Origin of the sequence: Methylobacterium sp. GC_Met_3 (assembly GCF_026540775.1) — a bacterium.
GTDB lineage: Bacteria > Pseudomonadota > Alphaproteobacteria > Rhizobiales > Beijerinckiaceae > Methylobacterium.
Genome location: NZ_JALNUL010000001.1, coordinates 1 through 21,300, shown reverse-complemented (window position 1 = coordinate 21,300; position 21,300 = coordinate 1). Strand labels below are relative to the sequence as shown.

The window sequence follows — 21,300 nt, the reverse complement described above, 5'->3', positions numbered from 1 at the left end:
CCGGGGTCCTAGGCGAGCGCCGGAGCGGCCGCGACGTCGACCGCGTGCCGCGTCCAGGCGAAGGGATCGCCGGGGCCGTAATACACCGCGATCTCGAGCTGCAGGATCCGGATGCAGGCCTCGGACAAGTCCGGCAGCAGGTTGCGGCCCTGACCGTCGAGGACCGACGTGAGCGCGGGGAGCGGCCGGCCCTCCCGGTAGGTGACGAGCACCTGCGCCTCGGCATACGGGTCGAGCGGATCGATGCAGTAACGCGCCGTCATCCGAGCCCTCCTCGCGCCAGCCGCGAGGGTCGCCGGTAATACGACTCTGTAACATGCTGATGAAGCCGCCCACCCGGATCGCGGGGTGGACCGCCGCCGGGCGGGGTCGTCCCGCGTCCCGCGGCCCCCGGTCTCCGCAATGCGATCGATCGCCTTAAGCCCGCGCATACGCCCGCCGGGGCAGGGTGGCCGGATCGGTTCGCACTCCGCTGGCAGGATCGCCGTGACGCTCAGCATCGTCCTCAGTACGGCGCTTCCGCTCCTCACGGGGGTGGTGGCCCTGCTCTGGGCCGGATGGGTGGCGCCGGAGCGGGAGACGCTGCCCGACCTGTCCCGCCCCCGCGATCCCCGGACCTGGTGAGGGCAGCCGGCGCCGTTAAGGCCATGTTTACCCTGCCGCCACCCCGCCGCGTGGGGGCGAAACCCTCCGGGGGCGCGACTGGTTTTGAGGCATGACCCAGTTCACGCTTGTGGCTCCGGCTCAGCCGCTGCCCGCCGGACACGCGCGGAAACCCGCCGCGGCCCATCGCTTGGGGCGCCGGAGCGCCACGCTCGAGCGGCTCGCCCGCGAACTCGATCGGCCGGTCGAGACCTTCTTCACCGATGCGGTCGCGAACACCGAATCCCCGGGCGCGGAATCCCTGGACGCGGATGCCAGCGAGCTCCTGGCCCTGGTGCGCCACTGGCTGGCGATCGACGATGGCCAGGCGCGCCGCCGCGTCCTCAGCCTCGCCCGCCAGGAGGCCGAGCGATCCGGCTTCCGGGCCTGCGCCTGAGCACGAGCGTCATCCCGAAAGGTGGTCTGCGGCTTTCGGGGGCACCCGGCCCCGCGCTATGACCCGCGGGATGCCCCTGCGCGGGGGGCCGACTCGGGGAGGCTTCACGATGGATCTGGGCTTGAGCGGGCGCCGGGCGCTCGTCTGCGCGGCGAGCAGGGGGCTGGGCCGGGGCTGCGCCCTGGCGCTCGCCCGGGAGGGCGTCGCGGTGACGATCACGGCCCGGACCGCGGAAACGCTGGAGCGGACCGCCGACGAGATCCGCCGGGAGACCGGCGCCACCGTCACCGTCGTGGCGGGCGACATCGCCACCGAGGCCGGCCGGGCCGCAGCGCTGGCCGCCTGCCCGGAGCCCGACATCCTGGTCAACAACGCCGGCGGCCCGCCCCCCGGCGATTTTCGCGACTGGGACCGGGATGCCTGGATCCGGGCGCTCGACGCCAACATGCTGGCGCCGATCGCGCTCATCAAGGCGACGGTCGACGGGATGATCGACCGGAAGTTCGGCCGGATCGTCAACATCACCTCGTCGTCCGTGAAGGCGCCGATCGCGCATCTGGGCCTGTCGAACGGCGCCCGCGGGGGGCTGACCGGCTTCGTGGCGGGCCTCGCCCGGCAGGTCGTGCGGCACGGGGTGACGATCAACAACCTGCTGCCCGGCCCGTTCGACACCGACCGGATCCGCGGCAACGCCGGGGCGCTCGCCGCCAAGGCCGGCCTCAGCGTGGAGGCGTTCCTCGAAGCCCGCGCCCGGGAGAATCCCGCCGGCCGCTTCGGCGATCCCGACGAGTTCGGGGCGGCCTGCGCGTTCCTGTGCAGCCGGCACGCCGGGTTCATCACCGGCCAGAACCTGCTGATGGATGGCGGCGCCTATCCGGGCACGCTCTGAGGTGACCCGGGCGTTCGGGTTTCCCAAGGGCGAGCCCTTGGGCGGGTTCTCAGGGCAGAGCCCTGAGACCTCTGGTCGGCACAACATGCGGTGAGGATGATGAGCGTACGCGACACCCTCGAGGACCGTCTGGCGCGGATCGGAGCCGGGGACCCGGCGGTGTTCACCCGCCTCTACCCGGATTCCGCCCGGGCGGCGGCGGACGCGGCCGATGCCCGCCGCCGGGACGGGCTGTCCCTCGGGCCGCTCGACGGCGCGATCGTCTCGATCAAGGACCTGTTCGACGTGGCGGGCGAGACCACCACGGCCGGCTCGGTCCTGCTCGCGGGGGCGCCCCCGGCCGCGTCGGACGCCCCGGTGGTCGCCCGCCTGCGCCGGGCCGGGGCGGTGATCCTGGCCAAGACCAACATGTCGGAATTCGCCTTCTCGGGCCTCGGGCTCAACCCGCATTACGGCACCCCCGGCAACGCCGCCGATCCGGCCCGCATCCCGGGGGGCTCGTCCGCCGGGGCCGGGGTCTCGGTGGGGCAGGGGACGAGCGACGTCTCGATCGGCTCCGACACCGGCGGCTCGGTGCGGATCCCGGCCTCCCTGAACGGCGTGGTCGGGTTCAAGCCGACCGCCCGGCGGGTGCCCCTGGCCGGCGCCTTCCCGCTCTCCTACGCCCTCGATTCCCTCGGCCCCCTGGCCCGGACTGTCGCCGACTGCGCCGCCGCCGACGCCGTGATGGCGGGCGAAGAGCCCGCGCCGCTCGACGCCTTTCCCGTCGCGGGCCTGCGAATCGGCGTGCCCCGGGGCCTGCTGTTCACCGAGACCGAGCCGCTGGTGGCCGAGGCGTTCGAGCGGGCGCTGGCGCGACTCTCGGCGGCGGGCGCCCGGGTGATCGACCATCCGATCGACGATCTGCTGGCCGCCATGGATGGGGCGCTGCCGGACGGATCGCTGGCGGCGATCGAGGCCGCCGCGATCCACGCCGACTGGCTCGACGCGCAAGCCGAAAGCTACGACCCGCGGGTCCACCGCCGGATCCTCGCCGGCCGGGCGGCCCCGGCGACGCGCTACATCCGGACGTTGCGCCGCCGCGCCGAGCTGATCGCGTCCCTCGACGGGCGGCTCGCGCCCCTCGACCTGCTGGCGCTGCCGGCGACCGCCACGACGGCGCCGCTCATTGCCCCGCTGGAGGCCGACGATGCGGCCTTCCTGGCGGCCAACCGGCTGATGCTGCGCAACACGGCCTTCGGCAATTTCTTCGATCTCACCGGCCTGTCCCTGCCGATGCCGGATCTCGCCCGGCCGGCGGGGCTGATGCTGCTCGCCCGCCACGGGCAGGACCGCCGCCTGCTGGCACTCGGCGCCGGGATCGAGGCGGTGCTGGCGGGGTAGGGGGCTGGCGCGGCGACACCTCTGGACCGATCCTGCCTCTTGCAAGGGATCCGAGACGCGCGTCCACGCACACCTCCGCGGCCCCGCGCGCTGCGCCGCCGGGGGCATGGCCAAACCCTGTTGTCACCGGGGTGACGCGGGACGCCGCGAAGCCCGAACACAACGTTGTCAAAGCCGGCTTCCCGGCGTCCCGCGGACGCCTGGGCCGGTTTCGACCCCTGCGTCCGATCCTGCATCCGGTGTCCGTCACGCGGGGGGCTCGAACCTACGCTAAGACCGCTGGGTTGCCCTGTGGCACCCCGGTGGCTTCCGAGCGAGCCTTCGTCGCACGCCCTCTCGTCGTGGAGAGCGCCGTAGACCTCCACACCGCCCAGGACAGGGTCGGCCTCTGGCCTGAACGACCGTGGCATTTCCTCCGCCGGCCGCCGCCCAGCCCGAGCCGTGGGTTGTCGAGTCCCGCGCCCGGGGCTGCCGCAGCCGACGGCAGACGCGGGCACCGCCCCACCGCCGCCGGCCCGGCGGCTGACCGGACCGACGCCCCGAAGCGTCTCACGACGCGTCGCGGCGGGGTGAGAGACTTGGAGCATGAATTAGGAATTTTGTCAAGATGAAGGATTGGGTGTCCTGCGCCGCACCCGCGCCTTCATCCTGAGTGCGCCGGAGCGCAGCGGAGGCTTCGAAGGAGCCCTCCAGCCAGCCGCGCCATCCCTGAAACGCTCCTTCGAGGCCCGCGGATGCGGGCACCTCAGGATAAGGGAGTGGGTGAGACACCGCGCATTGCCGACCGCCCCACCATAGTGCACCTTACGGCTGTCCCCCGGCTCGGCCCAATGCGCCGTCCGCCCGGGACCCCGGGACCGCCCGCGTCGCCCCGCGATCCCAAGCGCCACAGGGAGCCGTCGCATGAACGCAGCCTCACCCTCGCTCGTCGCGGACAACCACGAAGAGTCCGATCTCGCCGCCGAGATCCGAGCCATGCGGGTCGATCTCGCGGCCGCCTACCGGCTGATCCACCGGCTGGGGCTCGACGACAGCATCTACACCCACATCTCGGCGCGGCTGCCGGGGGGCGGGCACCGGTTCCTCATCAACCCCTACGGGATGCGCTTCGAGGAGGTGACGCCCGAAAACCTCGTCACCGTCGATCTCGACGGGCGGGTGATCGAGGATCCGATGGGGCTCGGCATCAACCCGGCCGGGTTCACGATCCACAGCGCCATCCACGCCGCCCGCCACGACGCGATCTGCGTGCTCCACACCCACACGGTGGCGGGCGTCGCGGTGTCCTGCCAGGAGGAGGGGCTGCTCGCCCTCAATCAGTGGTCGATGCAGTTCGCCGGCCGCGTCGCCTACCACGCCTATGAGGGCATCGCCCTCGACCTCGACGAGCGCCAGCGCCTCGTGGCCGATCTCGGCGACAAGCCCGTCATGGTGTTGCGCAACCACGGGCTGCTGACCTGCGGGCGCACCGTCGGCGAGGCGTTCCGGCTGATGCACAACATGGAGCGCTCGTGCCGGGCACAGCTCGCGATCCAGGCCGCGGGCGCGCCGGTGATCCGGCCCTCCGCCGCCGTCGCGGCCAAGACCGCCGGGCAATACGCCGCCGGCTACGACCGCGTCGTGGTCCAGGGCGCGCCCGACAACGAATGGGCCGCGTTCAAGCGGATGCTGGCGCGCACCGATCCGGATTTTTTCGCACAGGGCTAAGACCGAACCGCGATGAGCCCGACTCATCGCGGTTCGCCCGCGCGACGGTGCGGCGGCGGTCGTCCGCCGGGCGCGATGATCCCGACCCTGGGTCGGGATCATCGCAACGTGGTATAAGCGTCAGGCCGCCAGGGCGGATTGCGTGTCGCGGCCGTGGGCCTGATCCATGATCGCGCCGATCCGCTCGCCGACCGCGATCGCGATCGCCACCGAGGCCGGACCCTCCAGGCCCTGCTGGCAGATCCGGCTGAGCACGTCGGTCACCCGCTGCTCCATCACGCCGAGGATCGCGGCGGCGGCCTGGGGCTGCGCGCCGCGGAGCACGGCCGCGAGGTCGCAATAGGCATCGTTGAGCAGCTGGAGCGTCAGGCGCTCGACCGCTTGCTCGTCCGCCTCCGTGAGAACACGCATCCCGGGACACTCCCCCTCGTCGTCGGCAGACTCCTCCGGGAGCCGTTAACAACGCGTAAAGACGCCGGAGGCCGGGGAGGGATCGGCTAACCATCCGCCCGGCGCATGGGCTATCGCGTCACCCCACGGCGGCATCCCGGAACTTGGCGGGCCCCCGATCGGTCAAACGGGGGAGAGACCTCCACACGGAAGCCCGATCATGCGCAGCCTCATCCTCGCCGGCCTCGGCCTGTCGGCCGCCCTCGCCACCCCCGCCCTGGCCCAGGTCCAGCAGACCAATCCCAACGCCGCCAACCAGTCCATGGAGTCGAGCAGCCAGCTGCGCGGCCTGCGGCAGGAGCAGACCACCCAGTCCGACATGCTGCGCATGGACATCCAGCGGAACCAGGCCGCGACGCCGGCCCCGAACACCGGCCCGAACGCGCTTCCCCCCGGCGCCGGGACGGGCGTGATCGGGCGCTGAGCCCAGCGCGGGACAAGGTCCGGCACCGGACGCAGTCCGGCACCAGGGCTCCGCCCTGGACCCGCGACAGGGCTCGACCCTTTCGAAACCAGGACAGGGTGCTCAGACGTCCGGCAGGCGCCGCCCCTTCACCACCACCCGCGGCCAGCGCTCCAGGCCGATCGGCATCAGCACGGCGATCTGCGGCGGCACCTCGGCCTCGCCCAGGAGGCTCCGGAGCGAGGTCCGGCAGGCCTCCTCCGGCTCGGCCCGGCTGCGCGCGCCCGACGTCTTGATGTCGGCGATCAGGAGCGCCGCGATCTCCTGGGCAAAGGCGTCCTCGTCCGACATGTCGGTCTCGCGCTCCAAGCCTGAGCCATATAGTCCCTCGCAGAACATCCGGGTATCGGTACAGAATTGCGCCCCCACGGATTCATTGTGGATACTTGCCGATCGGGCGCCCGGCACCGCCGAACACGCGCCGCGGGTCCATGCCGCGGTGCCGCGTTTCAGGTCAGATCTGCCGAAACCCGCGGGGTTCAGGTAACGATTCAGTCATATGTTCTGATCTACTGGTCTTAATCGACACGTTGGCGTGGATTTACAGATGGTTCGGTTGGGCCACCTCCATGCGTGGCTTCGGTCGGCCCGGACGTGGAGCACGCTGGGCGTGCTGGCCCCGGTCGGCATGGTCGCGGTCACCGGGCTGATGCTGGCCGACCTGCGCCGGGACGCCTGGGACCGGACCGAGCAGACCTCCCGGAACCTCCTCCAGGTCCTGGAGCGCGACATCGCGCGCAACGCCGAGCTCTACGACCTCTCGCTCCAGGCGACCGTGGAGAACCTCGCGGCGCCCGGCCTCGCGCAGGCCGATCCCCAGATGCGCCAGCTCATCCTGTTCGACCGCGCCGCGACCGCCCGCGACCTGGGCGTGATGCTGGTGATCGACGCGCAGGGCAACGTCACCGACGACATCGGGGCGGTGCCGCCGCGGGCGGGCAACTACGCGGACCGCGAATACTTCAAGAACCATCAGGCGCATGACGGGCTGGGCCTCCAGGTCGGCCGCCCGATCGTCTCGCGCCTGACCGGCGAGCGGATGCTGCCGTTCAGCCGGCGCATCAACCGGCCCGACGGGCGTTTCGGCGGCGTGGTCCTGGGCACCGTGAAGCTGTCCTACTTCGAGCACCTGTTCCGCGAGATCGACCTCGGCCCCGGCGGCGCGATCAACCTGTACGGCGCGGACGGCACCCGCATCATGCGCTACCCGTTCAGGGAGGCCGACATCGGGGCGAACATCGCGCAGGCCCCGACCTTCCGGCGCTTCGTGCGCGAGCGCCAGGGCAGCTTCGTCGGCACCTCCGCGCGCGACGGGGTCGAGCGGTTCTACACCTTCGCGCCGATCGGGACGCTTCCGCTGATCCTGAACGTCGCCCTGTCGAGCCGGGACGTGGAGGCGGCGTGGCTCACGAAGGCCGTCACCATCGGCGGCATCACGCTGGTCCTGTGCGGCCTCACGATCGTGCTCTCGCTGCTGTTCGGGCGCGAGCTGCGCCGCCGGGAGGCGATGCAGGAGGAACTGGCCGCCCTGTCGCGCACCGACGCCCTGACCGGCCTGCCGAACCGCCGCTGGTTCGAAGACCGGTTCGCCCAGGCGATCGAGACCGCCCGCCGCGACGGCCGGCCGCTGTCGCTGCTGATCGTCGATGCGGATCACTTCAAGCGCTACAACGACCGCTACGGGCACCCGGTGGGGGACGCGATCCTGAAGGCGCTCGCCCGCCGCCTCGCCGCGAGCGTGCACCGGCCGGAGGATCTCGTCAGCCGCATCGGCGGCGAGGAATTCGCCTTCCTGCTGCCGGAGACCGACGGCGCGGGCGCCGCGCGCATCGCCGACAAGGTCCATGCCGAGGTCGCCGCGCTGACGGTTCCGTCCGCGGGGATCGGGGCGGGGTCCGTCACGGTCAGCATCGGGCTCGCCTGGGCGGGGCCGGGGGGCGGCGCGGACCTGCCGGACCTGTATCGCCGGGCCGACGAAGCCCTCTACGCGGCCAAGGAGGGCGGCCGCAACCAGACCCGCATCGCCGCCGCGCAGGCCCCCGCGCCCCAGCGGAGCAGCCTGCAGCTGGTCGGACGCGCCTGAACGGGGGCGGGATCGTGCGGGAGGAGGGGGCCCGTCAGCGGCCGAGCCGGGCCATCAGGCGCGGGCCGTACACGTCCCAGACGATGTGGGCGACATAGGCGGCCTGGAAGGTGACGATCACCTCCCAGTCGCGATGCAGCACCTTCGCCAGGGTCCGATCGTGGAGCGCGCCTTCGACGCCCATGGCGACCGCCAGGATCGTGCTGATGGCGAAGACGCCGAACCAAGAGAACTGACGGGCGACGGCAACGCCCAAAGCCGCGACCAGAATGTAGAGCATGCGGCCACCGGATTGCCGATACGGTGCGCTTACGTAGACCGATCTGTTAAAGCTTAGCAAGCTTTCACAATATTGCGCCGCAGCATCATGACGGCATCAGGTCAACCAGGCTGTACGTGACCGCAGTGATAATCATGGTCCAGACAAGCAGAAAACACGTCCGGAACGAGAAAGCGGCCTGCACGGGCAAACTCTCGTACCAGTTCCGGACCCGGCGAAACAATCTCGATATTGGACTATGCCACGCTCTGTCGATCATTGGCGCAAACTCGAAGGCAGCGCTGACGTAACAAAGTGTTTCCGGCAGCGTCAGCCAATATCAACACTATCGTCCTGACTGCCGGATGAATGCGACATTTCGCACACAGATCGAGGGTTCCGATCCGCCGCCGGCGCGGCTGCGGCGGGCCGGGGAGAGGATTGGGCTCCCGGCGCACTGCGCGGGCGGGGGTCGGGACGGACCACCACACGATGTGGTGAGCCCGGTCGAACAGGCGCTCAGCGGCCGGTGAAGACCGGCTTTCTCTTCTCGTTGAAGGCGCGGATGCCCTCCCGCCGGTCTTCGGTCGGGACCATGCGGTTGTAGGCTTCGATCTCGAACAGCATGCCGTCGGCGAGCGACAGGGACAGGCCATGGTGCAGGGCATGCTTGGCCTGGCGGATGGCGATCGGCGCGTTCGCCGCGATGGTGGCGGCCGTGTCGAGGGCCTCGGCGCGGAGCCGCCCGCCGTCGCAGACCCGGTTGACCATGCCCCAGGCCGCCGCCTCCTCGGCCGACCAGGGGCGGCCGGACAGGAGGAGTTCCTTGGCCCGCCGCTCCCCCACCGCGCGCGGCAGGGTCTGCGTGCCGCCCACCCCCGGCATGATGCCGAGCGTCACCTCCGGCAGCGCGAACCGGGCGTGCCGGGCCGCGTAGATGAAGTCGCAGGCGAGCGCGATCTCGCAGCCGCCGCCATAGGCGGCCCCGTTCACCGCCGCGATGACCGGGATCGGGCACTCGACGAGGGCGCGGATGCCGCGCTCGAACACGCGGTGCTGGTCCTGCCAGGCCGCGTCGGTCATGCCGTTGCGCTCCTTGAGGTCGCCGCCGGCGCAGAAGGCCGTCTCACCGGCCCCGGTCAGCACGATCGCGCGACACCGGCCGGGCTCGGCGATGAGCCCGTCGAACAGCGTGAACAGGTCGCGGCCCATCTGGGTGTTCATGGCGTTCGCGGCCCCGGGCCGGGCCAGGGTCACGAGGAGCACGTCGGCGTGGGGCCGTTCGGTCGTCAGGGTGGCGTAGGTCTCGTGCAGGGATGCGTCGGTCATGGATGCCTCGGTCGGACCATCGATCGGACGGGATGCCGTTATGCGCCCCGCGCCCCGGGATCGGCCAGGGCATGACCGGGCGGGCGCCGTCCGGCCGCGGCGGCAGGCCGACCAGCGCCAGCAACCGCTCCGCTCCGGATCGGATGATCGCGCGCGCCGCGCCCACCTCCCGGGCAGACGACCGGAGACGCACCGTGCCGGCTGCGCCGAGACCGGCCGCGGTTTCCCCACTCGTTCCGCTGGCGGGGAGAGGGGGATCGACCCGCCGCGCAAAAACCCGGATGTGAACAGCGTTGGGCCGTGGGGGAGGGGGAAACGCGATCAGGGTCGGTTCGGCGGGGGCTGTGTGACGGCGGTCGTGTACCGGGCCAGATCGGGCTCCCCGGTGCGCCCGCCGGAGAGCTTGGCGCCCAGCCGACGCAAAGCGGGCTGGCTCGCGAGCCTCAGCGCGCCGTGCAGCAGGCCGATGCCGAGCCGGGTGCGCGGGTTCATCAGCTTCGGTGCGATCTTCGGGACGCCCTGCCCCTTCTCGACGAACGGACGCAGGGCGTGCTCGTAGTCCGCGAAGGCAGCCGCGACGTCGTCCGTCCGCGCCAGCGCGCCGGCCAGAACCGTGGCGCCGGTGACCGCCAGCGTCGTGCCGATGCCGGCGAGCGGCGTCGCGCACCACGCGGCATCGCCGGTCAGCACGACGCGCCCGGACGACCAGCGCTTCATCCGCACCTGCCGCAGGACGTCGACGTAGAAGTCGTCCGTCGTCTCCAGGCCGGCGAGGACGCGCTTGGCCTGCCATCCGGCATCCGCGAACCGGTCGCGCAGGTAGGCCTTCTGCCGGGCGGCGTCCCAATCCTGCTCCCCGCCCGGCGGCTGGCGGAGCATCAGCATCGCGCGGGTGGTGCCGTGCCGGTCCGGCCTCAGCGAGATGCCGCGTCCGCCCGTGGCGTTGAACCAGCGCCAGTCCCGGTCGTCGTCGGGCGTCCTCGGAATCGTGAAATACGCGATGGTCAGGCCCATCCACCGCGGCACGTTCTCCCCCGGGAAGACCCGTTCGCGGGTGGCCGAGCCCACCCCCTCGGCGACGATCACCGCGTCGTAGCGCGCGACGGCGCCGCTGGCGAAGCCGACGCGCACGCCGTCGCCCTCCTCGTCGAGGCGCACCAAGTGGTCGCCGAAGCGATACTGCGCCCGCTCCCGGGCCGGCGCGTAGAGGAGGCGCGCGAGGTCGCCACGCAGGATCTCCATCTCGGCGGTCGGGCCGTCGCCCGTGGCCCGGTCGAGGCCGAACCGTGCGACGGCGCGGCCGCGCCCATCGACCCAGGCGGTGCCCTCCTCGCCGGTCCCGGCCTCGAGGGCGGCCCGCTCCAGGCCCATGCGGCGCAGCGCCTCGCGCCCGACGCCGCGGACATCGACGTTCTGCCCCCCGTCCCGGAACGCGGGGGCACGCTCGACCACGGTGACGTCGAAGCCGTGCCGGCCGAGCCACCACGCGGCGGTGTTGCCGGCGATGCTCGCGCCGGTGATCAGGATGCGACGGGCCATGCGGGACTCAAACCCTCCGGCTGACGCAACACGGCTGCGGGGAACGGGTTGCTTCGGTCCGGGACGCGGGGCCGCCCGTCCCGGTCGAGCCCGGTCCCGCCGTGCAACCCGGGCGCGCGGAAAGCCGTCGCGAACGCCTCCCGGGTCTCGCTCCAGGGCGCGCTTGAAGGCTCGCTGCGCGGCTCGTCCCCGGACGGGATCGCCGCTCGCCGGGACAAGCTCAGCGTCGGCGCCGCCCTCCGGACCGCATCCCGGCCTATCGGCCAGGACCCGCCTGGGCCGCACGTTCGGGCCTGCCCGGGGTCGCGCCGTCCACACCCAGGCACCAATGCTGCGCCGCGAGTTCGCACCGCAGGTCGTCGCGCTGGGCGTCGACCAGATCGGGCAGGATGTCGTGGCCCTCCGCATCCTTGGCGGCGAGGAGACGGATGCCGGACGCGTCGATGGTGAACGCGACCAGCACCTCGCGCTCCGCGAAGGGATCGTGCGGATCCAGGCAGTTATGCGTGAACATCGGAGCCTGCGGCAGGCCGGTCGCGCCGGCGTGGGGCGTGGGGCGTGCCCTAGGCGGATGGTATGACGGCCGGATGACCTCTGGTCCCGCGCCGCGAGACCGATCCGGTGTCCCGGTGATGGCCCTCGGCGCACCGGCTCCGAAGCGGACCGGCGGCTTTCGGCCGGCCTCGCGCGTTCGTCGCGGGTCGGATGGCGGGCCGAGCCGACAGCGCGAAGGCCTGCGCCGGCTGACCGTTGCGGGAATCCGGAAATCGCCCTATCGGCGGCGATGCCCGGCCGATCCCCCCGCACCGTCACGTCCGACAGCCTGTTCGACGAGATCAGCGGTCGGCTCCCGCTGTTCGACGACCTGCCCAAGGACGTGATTGAGCATCTCACGGCGTCTGGCTTCGGCCGTGGTTTCCTGACGGCCTCCCTGCGGGCGCGCCTGCGCAAGGCCGGGTACCGGGATCTCGGCCATCTGGCTCAGACGTCCCCGGATGCGATCGCCAGCATCCGGAAGTTCGGCCCGATCCGCCTCGAACGCGTCCGGACGTTCCTCCTCAACGCGATCGCGCGGTGGCTGCCGGGCGCCCGCGCGGTGCATGCGCCCGGGGCCACGGGCGCGCGCAGGCTCGGACGATTGGCCGACATGCCGGTCGAACATCTGCCTCTGGATGCCGACGCCATCGCGGCGCTGGGCTTTGCCGGAGGGTCCTGCGCGGAGATGGCCGGCCGTTCACGCCTCGCCCTTCTCGCGACGGGCGCCGTGACGTCCCGCGATGTGGATCGCATCGTCACGACGCTCGCCCGCGTCCTGGGCGGGGACAGGACGGATGCGTCCCGGTCCGCACAGGCGGCCATGGACGCACCGCCGACGGAACCGGAGGCAACCGCGGCCCATCGCGCCGCGCTGCTCGCGAAGCAGGATCGTGAATGGGAGGAGGCTGCTCCGGCCAGAGGTTAGCGCGCGCGACGCGGCGGCAGGCCGACCTCCGGCGGCGCGCCGATCGGGACAAGACCGCCTAGCAAGACCATGACGATGTGGCCTGAGCAGAGTTGCGTCGGCACGCCGACGCATCCTCCGCTTAGATCCTTGGCCGGTCGCAGGTTTTCATCGTAAAACCGGCGGCCACTTCTGCGAAACCTGCTTAGGCGCGGGGCCAACGACAGGGTGCGGGCGAGGCCCGCGGAACGGAGATCGCGGTGCAGCAGCCCCCATCGGCCTCGGCGACGGTGTTTCACATGATCCCGGGCGGGCCACGGCCGGTCGCTCCCTTCAGCCACGCGGTCGAGGCCGACGGCTTCGTGTTCGTGACGGGACAGATGCCCGATACGCCGGCCAGCCCCGGCATCCTGCCCGACGGGATCGACGCGCAGACCCGCAACGTGATGGCCAATCTCGAGACGGTCCTGGCCGGCCTCGGCCTCGGCCTCGCGGACGTCGTCGTCGCCCGGGCCTTCCTGACGGAGTTCAAGCGGGACTACGCGACGTTCAACGAGACCTACAAGTCCTTCTTCCCGCCCGATCGGCTGCCGGCGCGAACCTGCGTGGGCACGACAGGTCTCGCCTACGACGCCCTGGTGGAGATCGACCTGATCGCCCGTCGTGGCACCGCACCGGCTCCCGCATCGAACCCGCGAAAGGACTGAGCCGCGCGCTGGCCGCGGCGCGAACCCGCATCGCATGGTATTCCAGCACTTCGCCCTGTGGCCGCACCTGACGGTGCTCGGCAACGTGACCGCGGCGCCCGTCCACGTCCTGGGACGTCCGAGGCGGAGGGCCGGCGCATCCTGGCGCGGGCGGGCCTGGCCGAGAAGGCCGACCTGTACCCGCACACGTTGTCCGGCGGCCAGAAGCAGCGCGTCGCGATCAGCCGCGCCCTCGCGATGCGGCCGCGCGTCATCCTGTTCGACGAACCAACCAGCGCCCTCGAGCCCGAGATGGTCGGGGAGGTGCTCGGCGTCATCCGGGGCCTCGCGCGGGAGGGACTGACCATGGTGATGGTGACCCACGCGATGAGCTTCGCCCGCGACGTGGCCGACACGATCGTGTTCATGGAGGGGGGCTGCATCCGGGAGGTCGCGACCCCGCACGACGTCTTCACCGTGCCCCGGACCGACCGGGCCAAGGGCTTCATCCTTCGCGGGTCATCGACACCCTAGAGCCGTGACCGATTGCAACGCGATCGGGCCCGGCTCTAGTCTCCCGCCGATGAACACACCCCGCAGCAAGCTCCCCACGCGGTTCGGCCGGCTGCCGAAGCAGGTCGGCCACACGCCGGACGGGCGCTTCGAATCGGGGCTCGCGAACGACGATTTCGTCCTGGCGATCGGCCGGATCGTCACGTTTTTCCCGCTGCTCGAGCGCAGCATGAGCGAGGTCATGTCCGAGCTTATCGGCGGCTATGACGCGCCTGTGCGGCAGATCTTCTATAGCATCACCGATCAGCAGGCTCGCATCAATGTCATGCGCTCCTTGTTGGAAGAGGCGCAGGTCAACCAGGGCCGGGGCGCGACTTGGGATTTCATCATCGATGATTTCGCGGCCATCAGCGAAAGCCGCAGCGAATACGTGCAGGGGATCTGGTGGACCCACGAAACGGGGCGGATCTTCCTTGAATCGCCCAACCCATCGTCGAGCAGCGTGTTCAGCAAGCGTGAAATCAATTTGAACGAACTCAATACTGTGATCGATAAGATGAACGATCTTGCAAGCCGATTGCATGACGTCATCATCGAGCGTCTCGAGAAACTGGCAGCCCGGCATCGAGCCGACGGCCAAAGGCCTTAGCCAACCGCCTGAGCGCGCGAACCAGGCCCTCAAGACCAAGCTTTGTTTCGGGTCATCTTGCTTCAGCAATGCCGGATGGCAGCCAGGACGAATATCACGAAGCGCACCGTGGAGGCGGCCGAACCCCAGGGTCGCGACTATTTCCTGTGGTGCGATGAGATCCCGGGCTTTGGCCTGCGCGTCTTCACCTCCGGGCGGCGCAGCTACCTCGTGCCGTATCGGTCAGCCGGGCGGCCCCGCCACGTCACGATCGGGCTACGCGGCGCTCTGATAGCCAAAGAGGCCCGGCGTTTTGCGACCAGTTGCGGACGCGGTCGGGATGCGCACGAAGCGGGGCGAGCGGCGATGATACGGCCGCCCGGCCAGCAGCCTGCGGAGGCCTGCGCTCCACGCGGTTGAGGAAGGGCATGGACTGCGTCTGCGCGGACCGGGAACGTGTCTTGCAGTTCGATCCGGCGCCCTCCTCGCACGCGACGTCCGGAGTTCGAAACCATGCTGCGACGAACCTTCCTCGGCGGTGCGGCGGCGGCCAGCGCCGTGCCTTTCCTGCCGGCGCGCCCGGCGATCGCTCAGGGTAGCCGCGCCAGCGTACTGCGCTTCGTCCCGCAATCCGACCTGACCATCGTCGATCCGGTGACGACCACCGCCTACATCACCCGCCATCACGCGCTCATGGTCTTCGACCAGCTCTACGGCCTCGACGCGCAGTTGAGGCCGCAGCCTCAGATGGTCGAGGGCCATAACGTCGAGGCTGACGGTTTGATCTGGACCTTCCGCCTCCGGGAGGGGCTGAGGTTCCACGACGGCGAGGCCGTGCGCGGCCGCGACTGCATCGCGTCGATCAGGCGCTGGGCCCAGCGCGACAGCCTTGGCCAAGCGCTGATGGCTCGAACGGACACCATGCGCGAGCTGGACGACCGCAGTTTCATGATCCGCCTGAAGCGGCCCTACGGGCTGATGCTTGACACCCTTGCCAAGCTCGGCCCGCCCGCGCTGATGATCATGCCCGAGCGCCTCGCCAGCATCGACCCGGCGCAGCAAATCCCGGAGGTGATCGGCTCCGGCCCGTTCCGCTTCAACACCAAGGAGCGGCTGGTCGGCGCCCGGGTCGTCTACGACCGTAATCCTGACTATCGACCCCGCGCGAGCGGTGACGTCTCGTGGGCGGCCGGACCGAAGCGCGTCCATTTCGAGCGGGTCGAGTGGCAGATCATGCCCGATCCCGGGACCGCCTCCGCCGCGCTCCAGAACGGCGAAGTCGACTGGTGGGAGAACCCGATCAACGACCTGTTGCCGAGCCTCCAGAGCAATCCGCAGATCGTCACGCAGCTCGCTGGCCGCCTGGGCAATCTCGGCACCGCGGTGATGAACCACCTTCACCCGCCCTTCGATAAGCCGGCGGTCCGGCGGGTCGTGCTCGAAGCCCTGTCGCAGGAGGACTTCATGGCCGCGGCGGGTGGCGACGATCGGAAGCTTTGGCGCACCGGCGTCGGGATCTTTACCCCGGACACGCCTATGGCCAACGAGTCTGGCCTCGACGTGCTCACGCGCAAGCGGGATTTGGAGCGCGCCAAGCGAGACCTGATCGCCGCCGGCTACAAGGGCGAGCGCGTCGTGCTGATGGCGGCGAGCGACAATCCGGTGCTCGGCGCGCTCGGTGAAGTCATGAACGACCTGCTGAGGCGGCTCGGGATGAACGTACAATACGTCGTCACCGACTGGGGCAGTGTGGTGAGCCGCCGCGCCAGCAAGGCCGCGCCGGACCAGGGCGGCTGGAGCATCTTCAACACCACCTGGACCGGCCTCGACATGACCAACCCGGTCGCCGAGCAAGTCCTGCGTTGCGGCGGCCAGAGGGGTTTCTTCGGCTGGCCAGACATCCCGGAGATCGAGACCCTGCGCGAGGCCTGGATTGAGGCGCCTGACAACACTGCTCGGCAGGCAATCGCCCGCGACCTACAGGTAGCGGCGATGACTCACGTCCCATACCTGCCGACCGGTCAGTATTTCTACCGGACCGCCTACCGGCGCGAGATCCGCGACATCGTCCAGGATCAGTTCGTGTTTTGGAACGCTCGTCGAGAAACCTGATCCGGGTGTGGCGCCTGGACGAGCGTCACAGGCTGTAGAGGAAGCATGCCTGGCCAAAGCGATCGAGATGCATCCGCAGGCCAAGAAGCTCTTGGCCGACGCAGCGATCAGTCCGGGCCTGCGCCGCACGATGGCGAAGACCGCCACAATCATGGGCTTCCCGGTCCAGGGATGAGCGGTTCAGACTTCGGCTGCGGCCTTTGAGAGGTGGCGCGTTGGTTCGCTCCGACCCTCGCTACCTTCATCGGATTCGTGGGCATTCTTATCGAGGAACGCCTGAACGCCGACCGGGTGCTTCGGCACGCCGAGCATCCGGGCCAACCCGTCAGCGACACCGCGACGTACAGCGTCCTCCAGTTCGTGATCGTCCCTGGGACCCACAACCGTAAAGCTCACCCGGACGCTCCACCGCAATTTACACGTAGGTTAAATTAACGAATCGTTTTCGGTTCCAATGGGGGCACGTCCGCTGGCTTGTGGATGATGTCGGTGAGATGCCTGTTTCGGTGCAGGTGTTGCGGGCCGTCTGGCCACGAGACCCGGGCCACGATCAAAACCGATCCGGGTCGGGATGATACCGGCAGGGCGAGGCGTGCGGAGACGGGTCTTCAAGGGCGCTGCGCGACACGGCGGCGTCGGGGCGCATGGTCGGAGCAAATTCGGCGGCCATGCCGCCGCGCTCCGACACGGCCGGTACGGTGACGATGCGGCCGGAAGCGCGGTTGCCCAACATGGGTTGGCGCGGACTTTCGACGGATCCCTCAATAGTCGGACCGCTAAACCCGTGCGGGACCAGCGACGTTGAACAGTGAACGGTCGCTTTCGTGGCAAATTGAGTTCGTGTGACTGCAAGCCGACATCTCTCGATTCGCGCCCGCATCCTGATCGCTCTGACCGACGAGCCGATCAGCACTCTGCAGCTTGCCGAGCGGGCCAGCATCACGGCGCGGCGGCGGGCTGAGGTCGTCAAACTGGCCTGCGACGTCCTGGAGGGTGAAGGCCTGATCGAGCGCGTGGGTGGCCGAAATTATCCGAAGTGGCGAAGGCTGATCCGCTCGACATCCGAACCGGGCATGAACACGGCCCTTCCGCCGTCGTCGGGCTGGGTCGCACCGGGCCCTGACGCGCACCTGGCGCAAGAGTTGGTCCAAGGCCTCGTACAGTCGGCGATCGCCAAAGGGGGCGATCCAGTCGCGCGCCTTCAGGAGTTTCGCACGCTGCAGCAAGCCGCACTTGCGATCTCGCGCAATGCTACCCTTGCTAGAGCTGCCGAAGAGCTCGTCCGCGCAATCGATCTTCGCCTGCAGGAACTGACCACAATGAAATCATAGCCCCTTCCAACCTATTCAGACTCTTACAGCCGTCGATATGACACAGACAAGGGAGAAGCGCGTGACACTCTGGCAGCTCATCGAGCGCGATCACAAAAACATCGGGGGGCTGATCCGCGATATCCCGCTTGCGCTCAACGACCCCCGTGCCGTCGGCGGCCGGGAGCAGATGCTGGCCGATCTCATGGACGAATTGAAGCTGCATGCGATCGCCGTTGATGCAAGCCTCTATGCTCCCCTCAGCCGCGAGAGCCGGACACGGGCGCTGATCGAAGAACTGCACCACGGCCACGCAGAGTTCAGGCGCCAACTCCAACGGCTCGCCCAGGACCGCACAAAGGGCTCGGCCGGCTGGCTCGACACCTTCGAGGATGCGACCTTCCTCGTGGACCAACACCTGCACCGGCACGTTCACGAACTGATCCCAGCAGCTCAGGCACTCTTCTCCCCCGAGGAGGTCGCTGCCGCCACACGGGCGTTCGTGCGCGCGAAGACGAACGCCCTTCGGAGCCGCAGGCGGGGCCGCGCGACCGGGATCATGTCGAGCGAGGTCACCCTCGTCGCCACGCTCGCCGGGGTAGCGGTTGGCCTCGGTTACCTGATTTGGAATAGCGGACGCTTCGGTCGATCGCGGTCAAATTGAGCTGCCCAGGATGCGGAGCGCGTCCCCCGCCAGGCAGTCCGCCCCATGCCGCGTGGATCGCAGCCTTGCGGCGATAGCGCGCGAAGATGCGCCTCTCCTTGGCTGGCACCCCGCCACGCAATCCGATGAGAAAAGCCCGCCCTGGTGTTCCAGGTGCGGGCTTGTTGCGACGACGCCGACGCGGCCGCACCGCGGGTCCGGTGCTGCTCGTCCGGCGCTCAGCCCCAGCCGATCGCTGACAGTTCCCTGGGCGCTTATGGTTAACAGCTCGTTGCCGCCGACGAAGGCTCTCTAGAGCCGTGCCCGACCGCGTTGCGATCGCGCGCGGCTCTCAGTCCTTGATGTGACGCGCCCTGTTGCGCCGAACCGGTTTCCACTTCGGCGGCGAGCGCTCCAGTGGGTGCCGTTGCGAGCTTCGCTGGGGTGTCTCCAGCGCCCTGCGAAGCGCGCTCTGGGGGCTGTGCTCAGACGGCCAACAGGCGCTTCGTGTTGGCCGCCACATGCTCGCGGTAGCGGGCGATGACCGTCTCGGGTGAGCCGCCGAACATCAACGTCGTCACAGCCTCGCCGGCCGCGTGAACCTTCTCGATCACCATGGACTGCGCCTCGGCCAGTCCCTCGCTGCCGCCCCAGGCCAGACGAACCAAGCGCAGCTCGACGACGCGCTGAGCCTCGATTGCGAGCATCAGCGATGAGAAGAAGGGATTGTACACGGCATACTCCGCACCGCTGCAGATGCGGCAAGGGTTGAACACGCAGCAGCGACAGACCGATCCCGTTCACGAATGCACGGCCGATCTGCGCTGTCGTTGTCCCTCGAGCGCTCTCCGACGATTTGGATACCGGTCCGGCGCAAGAGCGCGCCCCATAACAAAGACCTAGCGCTGTTCACGACTCCAACGCGATCGGGAACGGCCCTAGGTCGGGCGGAGGTCTTACTTGCCCCCACCGGCCTTGTAGGCGGTGATCGCGCGCCGGCAGTTCTCCGAGATCTTGTCCATGTTCTTCTTGAAGCAGGCATCCATCTCCGGACTGTCCGGATCATTGCCGCTGCAGAAGGTGACCGCATCGCCGGAGCAATAGGTTTTCAGGTCTTTGTTGCCGCGCTCCGAGGCAGACGCCTCAGGCGCCGCGAAGGCGGGAGCCGCTACGGCGATGAGGCCGAGCGCGAGGATGCTGCTGCGCATATGGGATACCTGGCTGATGGATTCGTCGATGCACTAACGGCTTGGCTCGGCGATCTATCCCTTCCGCCTGCGGGCACGAGGTTCGACCCCTCCGCGGCGTTGGAGCTGTCACCGAATGGCAGCGTTGCTACTTCCCGCCGGCGCTCTTGTAGGCATCGATGGCGCGACGGCAGTTCGGGGACATCTTGCTCAAATTCTTCTCGAAGCAGGTATCCATCTGCCGGCTGTTCGGATCGATGCCGGCGCAGAACGCGAGGGCGTCACCGGCACAATTGGTCTGTAGGTCAGCATTGCCGCGGTTGGGCGACTGCGCCGAGGCAGGGGCGGCGACAGCGATGAGGCTGACGGCGAGGATGAGGCTGCGCATTCTTGGTCCTTAACCGGAGCGATTGGCGGAGGTCCTAACAAACGAAGCGCGAATTTTATCCCTTCCGATCTCGAAACCGGATCCCAGCCCCGCCTCCAGTCTCAGGGATGAACTCAGGGCCGGCGGCTTCGAGGGCCTGCTGCAAGACGGTCAGCGTCGCCGGCCGCGGCGTGCCGCTTTCGCCCTCGAACTGAGGCACCGGGACGATGCCGACAGAGGCGGCCCTGGCCAAGTTCGCGCGAGTCCGCAACGGCAAGCCACGCGCGGCGTGACCGGCACCGGAAAGCGTGGACGATCCCTCGTTTGGGTGACGCACGTGAGAATCCGCTTCGGTATCAAAGCGGGTCATGGCTCCAATCGCCATCGTCGAGAGGGCGCGGGTCTCGGAATGGCCACCAGCTTGATCGCACCGGCCGCACAGGTCCGCACCTCCGCGCTTGGCTGTGGTGTGATCCACGCCGCTGCAATCCCCCGTGTGCGCGCCGCCATGGCGATCGTCACACGCGTCCTGCTGGGGGCTTCTCCAGCCGGCGCCCCGGACGACGCCATGAGATTGGACGACATCACCACCGACAACGGCGCCTGACCGGCGATATCTGGGAGAGCCACGATGCTGTTCGGACTGAGCCTGTTCGCCTTCTGCAGCGGTATCGTGTTGGCCATCGAAGCGATGCGGCGGCCGATCGCCCGTGGCGTCCTCGAAGGTTTGGCAGGCTCCTTGATCGTATCCGGCCTTGGCCTCCTCGGCGCGGGGCTACCGATGTTCCATTGACACGGTGGGCGACGCCGAGTGGCTGGACCCTGCGCTTGAACCGGATCACGGCCGAGCGCTGCGCCCAGTCGGGCGGGTCGAGGAAGCGGTGCTCGGGCCGGGTCGGCATGCCGATGCCGGGGAAGCGGAACGCGACCGGTTTTGCAGCGAAGCGGTCTTCGACCCTGTTGCATGGCGGCCATAGCTGAATGGCAACATCCTGACGGCCCGCAACCAAAGCGCCTCTGGCATGTTGTCGCGCTCGTGCATGTAGACCGCGAAGTATTACGGCGGTCGAAGGCGCGTTAAGAGGCGGTTTACGACGACACAAGCACTCGTCAGGCAGCGGTGTGTCCGTAAAACTACAGCCATTTGGCTCACCGTCCGGTAGTCATAGCTCCAGATTGAATGTTGGACCTGACGTGATGACCAAGCTTCTCGCCTCGCTCGCCGCCTTCACCGCCCTGACGGCCGCCGCCTCGGCCGCCGACCTGCCGCGC

At 69.5% G+C, this 21,300-nt stretch carries 26 protein-coding genes and 1 pseudogene; 17 read left to right on the top strand and 10 right to left on the bottom strand.

Features of this window, described 5'->3' with window-relative positions; genetic code table 11:
- Positions 1-8 precede the first annotated feature (8 nt).
- Positions 9-263 (bottom strand): hypothetical protein, encoded by a 255-nt coding sequence (locus tag OXS27_RS00135; protein ID WP_243922277.1) that lies wholly within the window; start codon positions 261-263, stop codon positions 9-11.
- A gap of 223 nt (positions 264-486) precedes the next feature.
- Between OXS27_RS00135 and OXS27_RS00130 the strand changes: the two genes are divergently transcribed.
- From OXS27_RS00130 to OXS27_RS00110, 5 genes are all read left to right on the top strand, one after another.
- Entirely contained in the window at positions 487-624 is a 138-nt protein-coding gene (locus OXS27_RS00130; protein WP_243922279.1) for a hypothetical protein, read from the top strand.
- 91 nt (positions 625-715) lie between these two features.
- The gene (locus tag OXS27_RS00125; protein ID WP_267353396.1) at positions 716-1,039 is read left to right on the top strand and encodes a hypothetical protein; all 324 of its coding nucleotides are present in this window, start codon (positions 716-718) and stop codon (positions 1,037-1,039) included.
- A gap of 109 nt (positions 1,040-1,148) precedes the next feature.
- Positions 1,149-1,928: an SDR family oxidoreductase gene (locus OXS27_RS00120; RefSeq protein ID WP_243922283.1), complete on the top strand. Its 780-nt coding sequence runs from the start codon at positions 1,149-1,151 to the stop codon at positions 1,926-1,928.
- Between the two features lie 96 nt (positions 1,929-2,024).
- Positions 2,025-3,311, top strand: coding sequence for an amidase (locus tag OXS27_RS00115; protein ID WP_267353394.1), 1,287 nt, complete (start codon positions 2,025-2,027; stop codon positions 3,309-3,311).
- 903 nt (positions 3,312-4,214) lie between these two features.
- The gene (locus OXS27_RS00110) at positions 4,215-5,018 is read left to right on the top strand and encodes a class II aldolase/adducin family protein (RefSeq protein WP_243922287.1); all 804 of its coding nucleotides are present in this window, start codon (positions 4,215-4,217) and stop codon (positions 5,016-5,018) included.
- A gap of 120 nt (positions 5,019-5,138) precedes the next feature.
- Here the strand turns inward: OXS27_RS00110 and OXS27_RS00105 are convergent, their stop codons facing one another.
- Positions 5,139-5,429 (bottom strand): hypothetical protein, encoded by a 291-nt coding sequence (locus OXS27_RS00105; protein WP_243922289.1) that lies wholly within the window; start codon positions 5,427-5,429, stop codon positions 5,139-5,141.
- Positions 5,430-5,628: 199 nt separating this feature from the next.
- On the opposite strand from OXS27_RS00105, the gene OXS27_RS00100 reads away from it, so the two are divergent.
- A complete protein-coding gene (locus OXS27_RS00100) occupies positions 5,629-5,892 on the top strand; it encodes a hypothetical protein (protein ID WP_243922291.1) in 264 nt (87 codons plus the stop codon).
- A 102-nt stretch (positions 5,893-5,994) separates the two neighbouring features.
- Here OXS27_RS00100 and OXS27_RS00095 read toward each other — a convergent pair whose 3' ends face one another.
- Complete coding sequence (locus OXS27_RS00095) at positions 5,995-6,222, bottom strand: hypothetical protein (protein WP_267353391.1); 228 nt, start codon at positions 6,220-6,222, stop codon at positions 5,995-5,997.
- Between the two features lie 256 nt (positions 6,223-6,478).
- Between OXS27_RS00095 and OXS27_RS00090 the strand changes: the two genes are divergently transcribed.
- Positions 6,479-8,014 (top strand): sensor domain-containing diguanylate cyclase, encoded by a 1,536-nt coding sequence (locus tag OXS27_RS00090; RefSeq protein WP_267353389.1) that lies wholly within the window; start codon positions 6,479-6,481, stop codon positions 8,012-8,014.
- A gap of 34 nt (positions 8,015-8,048) precedes the next feature.
- On the opposite strand, the gene OXS27_RS00085 is transcribed toward OXS27_RS00090, so the two are convergent.
- The 4 genes from OXS27_RS00085 to OXS27_RS00070 form a co-directional block, all read right to left on the bottom strand.
- Complete coding sequence (locus OXS27_RS00085; protein ID WP_267353387.1) at positions 8,049-8,294, bottom strand: hypothetical protein; 246 nt, start codon at positions 8,292-8,294, stop codon at positions 8,049-8,051.
- A gap of 498 nt (positions 8,295-8,792) precedes the next feature.
- Positions 8,793-9,602, bottom strand: a complete 810-nt coding sequence (locus tag OXS27_RS00080) for an enoyl-CoA hydratase-related protein (protein ID WP_267353385.1) — start codon at positions 9,600-9,602, stop codon at positions 8,793-8,795.
- A 321-nt stretch (positions 9,603-9,923) separates the two neighbouring features.
- Positions 9,924-11,141: an FAD-dependent monooxygenase gene (locus tag OXS27_RS00075; protein WP_267353383.1), complete on the bottom strand. Its 1,218-nt coding sequence runs from the start codon at positions 11,139-11,141 to the stop codon at positions 9,924-9,926.
- A gap of 256 nt (positions 11,142-11,397) precedes the next feature.
- Positions 11,398-11,655 carry a hypothetical protein gene (locus OXS27_RS00070; protein WP_267353381.1) on the bottom strand — a complete coding sequence of 86 codons (258 nt, stop codon included), beginning with the start codon at positions 11,653-11,655 and terminating at the stop codon, positions 11,398-11,400.
- Between the two features lie 270 nt (positions 11,656-11,925).
- On the opposite strand from OXS27_RS00070, the gene OXS27_RS00065 reads away from it, so the two are divergent.
- From OXS27_RS00065 to OXS27_RS00030, 8 genes and pseudogenes are all read left to right on the top strand, one after another.
- Positions 11,926-12,603, top strand: a complete 678-nt coding sequence (locus OXS27_RS00065) for a hypothetical protein (RefSeq protein WP_267353379.1) — start codon at positions 11,926-11,928, stop codon at positions 12,601-12,603.
- 278 nt (positions 12,604-12,881) lie between these two features.
- Positions 12,882-13,289 (top strand): RidA family protein, encoded by a 408-nt coding sequence (locus OXS27_RS00060; RefSeq protein WP_243922333.1) that lies wholly within the window; start codon positions 12,882-12,884, stop codon positions 13,287-13,289.
- 34 nt (positions 13,290-13,323) lie between these two features.
- Positions 13,324-13,802 (top strand): annotated as a pseudogene (locus OXS27_RS00055) (ATP-binding cassette domain-containing protein); the annotation flags it as partial.
- 4 nt (positions 13,803-13,806) lie between these two features.
- Entirely contained in the window at positions 13,807-14,430 is a 624-nt protein-coding gene (locus tag OXS27_RS00050; RefSeq protein WP_267353377.1) for a hypothetical protein, read from the top strand.
- Between the two features lie 75 nt (positions 14,431-14,505).
- Positions 14,506-14,829 (top strand): Arm DNA-binding domain-containing protein, encoded by a 324-nt coding sequence (locus OXS27_RS00045; RefSeq protein ID WP_346733030.1) that lies wholly within the window; start codon positions 14,506-14,508, stop codon positions 14,827-14,829.
- A gap of 93 nt (positions 14,830-14,922) precedes the next feature.
- The gene (locus tag OXS27_RS00040) at positions 14,923-16,521 is read left to right on the top strand and encodes an ABC transporter substrate-binding protein (protein ID WP_243922309.1); all 1,599 of its coding nucleotides are present in this window, start codon (positions 14,923-14,925) and stop codon (positions 16,519-16,521) included.
- An 842-nt stretch (positions 16,522-17,363) separates the two neighbouring features.
- Positions 17,364-17,852, top strand: a complete 489-nt coding sequence (locus OXS27_RS00035) for a hypothetical protein (protein ID WP_243922314.1) — start codon at positions 17,364-17,366, stop codon at positions 17,850-17,852.
- Positions 17,853-17,913: 61 nt separating this feature from the next.
- A complete protein-coding gene (locus OXS27_RS00030; RefSeq protein ID WP_267353373.1) occupies positions 17,914-18,495 on the top strand; it encodes a hemerythrin domain-containing protein in 582 nt (193 codons plus the stop codon).
- A gap of 464 nt (positions 18,496-18,959) precedes the next feature.
- On the opposite strand, the gene OXS27_RS00025 is transcribed toward OXS27_RS00030, so the two are convergent.
- From OXS27_RS00025 to OXS27_RS00015, 3 genes are all read right to left on the bottom strand, one after another.
- On the bottom strand, positions 18,960-19,208 hold the full coding sequence (locus OXS27_RS00025; protein WP_243922319.1) for a hypothetical protein: 249 nt from the start codon (positions 19,206-19,208) through the stop codon (positions 18,960-18,962).
- 222 nt (positions 19,209-19,430) lie between these two features.
- The gene (locus OXS27_RS00020; protein WP_243922322.1) at positions 19,431-19,682 is read right to left on the bottom strand and encodes a 3',5'-cyclic-nucleotide phosphodiesterase; all 252 of its coding nucleotides are present in this window, start codon (positions 19,680-19,682) and stop codon (positions 19,431-19,433) included.
- A 127-nt stretch (positions 19,683-19,809) separates the two neighbouring features.
- The gene (locus tag OXS27_RS00015) at positions 19,810-20,049 is read right to left on the bottom strand and encodes a 3',5'-cyclic-nucleotide phosphodiesterase (protein WP_267353371.1); all 240 of its coding nucleotides are present in this window, start codon (positions 20,047-20,049) and stop codon (positions 19,810-19,812) included.
- 388 nt (positions 20,050-20,437) lie between these two features.
- Here OXS27_RS00015 and OXS27_RS00010 point away from each other — a divergent pair, with 388 nt between their 5' ends.
- Both OXS27_RS00010 and OXS27_RS00005 read left to right on the top strand, forming a co-directional pair.
- A complete protein-coding gene (locus OXS27_RS00010) occupies positions 20,438-20,635 on the top strand; it encodes a hypothetical protein (RefSeq protein WP_267353370.1) in 198 nt (65 codons plus the stop codon).
- A 24-nt stretch (positions 20,636-20,659) separates the two neighbouring features.
- A complete protein-coding gene (locus tag OXS27_RS00005) occupies positions 20,660-20,821 on the top strand; it encodes a hypothetical protein (protein ID WP_243922328.1) in 162 nt (53 codons plus the stop codon).
- Positions 20,822-21,300: the final 479 nt, after the last annotated feature.

What these genes read in the sequence shown, in the direction of transcription:
- OXS27_RS00085 (WP_267353387.1), bottom strand. Translation starts at nt 8,294, where the DNA reads ATGCTCTACATTCTGGTCGCGGCTTTGGGCGTTGCCGTCGCCCGTCAG.
- OXS27_RS00110 (WP_243922287.1), top strand. Translation starts at nt 4,215, where the DNA reads ATGAACGCAGCCTCACCCTCGCTCGTCGCGGACAACCACGAAGAGTCC.
- OXS27_RS00020 (WP_243922322.1), bottom strand. Translation starts at nt 19,682, where the DNA reads ATGCGCAGCAGCATCCTCGCGCTCGGCCTCATCGCCGTAGCGGCTCCC.
- OXS27_RS00115 (WP_267353394.1), top strand. Translation starts at nt 2,025, where the DNA reads ATGATGAGCGTACGCGACACCCTCGAGGACCGTCTGGCGCGGATCGGA.
- OXS27_RS00065 (WP_267353379.1), top strand. Translation starts at nt 11,926, where the DNA reads ATGCCCGGCCGATCCCCCCGCACCGTCACGTCCGACAGCCTGTTCGAC.
- OXS27_RS00075 (WP_267353383.1), bottom strand. Translation starts at nt 11,141, where the DNA reads ATGGCCCGTCGCATCCTGATCACCGGCGCGAGCATCGCCGGCAACACC.
- OXS27_RS00125 (WP_267353396.1), top strand. Translation starts at nt 716, where the DNA reads ATGACCCAGTTCACGCTTGTGGCTCCGGCTCAGCCGCTGCCCGCCGGA.
- OXS27_RS00040 (WP_243922309.1), top strand. Translation starts at nt 14,923, where the DNA reads ATGCTGCGACGAACCTTCCTCGGCGGTGCGGCGGCGGCCAGCGCCGTG.
- OXS27_RS00070 (WP_267353381.1), bottom strand. Translation starts at nt 11,655, where the DNA reads ATGTTCACGCATAACTGCCTGGATCCGCACGATCCCTTCGCGGAGCGC.
- OXS27_RS00090 (WP_267353389.1), top strand. Translation starts at nt 6,479, where the DNA reads ATGGTTCGGTTGGGCCACCTCCATGCGTGGCTTCGGTCGGCCCGGACG.
- OXS27_RS00015 (WP_267353371.1), bottom strand. Translation starts at nt 20,049, where the DNA reads ATGCGCAGCCTCATCCTCGCCGTCAGCCTCATCGCTGTCGCCGCCCCT.
- OXS27_RS00105 (WP_243922289.1), bottom strand. Translation starts at nt 5,429, where the DNA reads ATGCGTGTTCTCACGGAGGCGGACGAGCAAGCGGTCGAGCGCCTGACG.
- OXS27_RS00010 (WP_267353370.1), top strand. Translation starts at nt 20,438, where the DNA reads ATGGCCACCAGCTTGATCGCACCGGCCGCACAGGTCCGCACCTCCGCG.
- OXS27_RS00045 (WP_346733030.1), top strand. Translation starts at nt 14,506, where the DNA reads ATGGCAGCCAGGACGAATATCACGAAGCGCACCGTGGAGGCGGCCGAA.
- OXS27_RS00120 (WP_243922283.1), top strand. Translation starts at nt 1,149, where the DNA reads ATGGATCTGGGCTTGAGCGGGCGCCGGGCGCTCGTCTGCGCGGCGAGC.
- OXS27_RS00080 (WP_267353385.1), bottom strand. Translation starts at nt 9,602, where the DNA reads ATGACCGACGCATCCCTGCACGAGACCTACGCCACCCTGACGACCGAA.
- OXS27_RS00135 (WP_243922277.1), bottom strand. Translation starts at nt 263, where the DNA reads ATGACGGCGCGTTACTGCATCGATCCGCTCGACCCGTATGCCGAGGCG.
- OXS27_RS00060 (WP_243922333.1), top strand. Translation starts at nt 12,882, where the DNA reads ATGATCCCGGGCGGGCCACGGCCGGTCGCTCCCTTCAGCCACGCGGTC.
- OXS27_RS00100 (WP_243922291.1), top strand. Translation starts at nt 5,629, where the DNA reads ATGCGCAGCCTCATCCTCGCCGGCCTCGGCCTGTCGGCCGCCCTCGCC.
- OXS27_RS00005 (WP_243922328.1), top strand. Translation starts at nt 20,660, where the DNA reads ATGCTGTTCGGACTGAGCCTGTTCGCCTTCTGCAGCGGTATCGTGTTG.
- OXS27_RS00095 (WP_267353391.1), bottom strand. Translation starts at nt 6,222, where the DNA reads ATGTCGGACGAGGACGCCTTTGCCCAGGAGATCGCGGCGCTCCTGATC.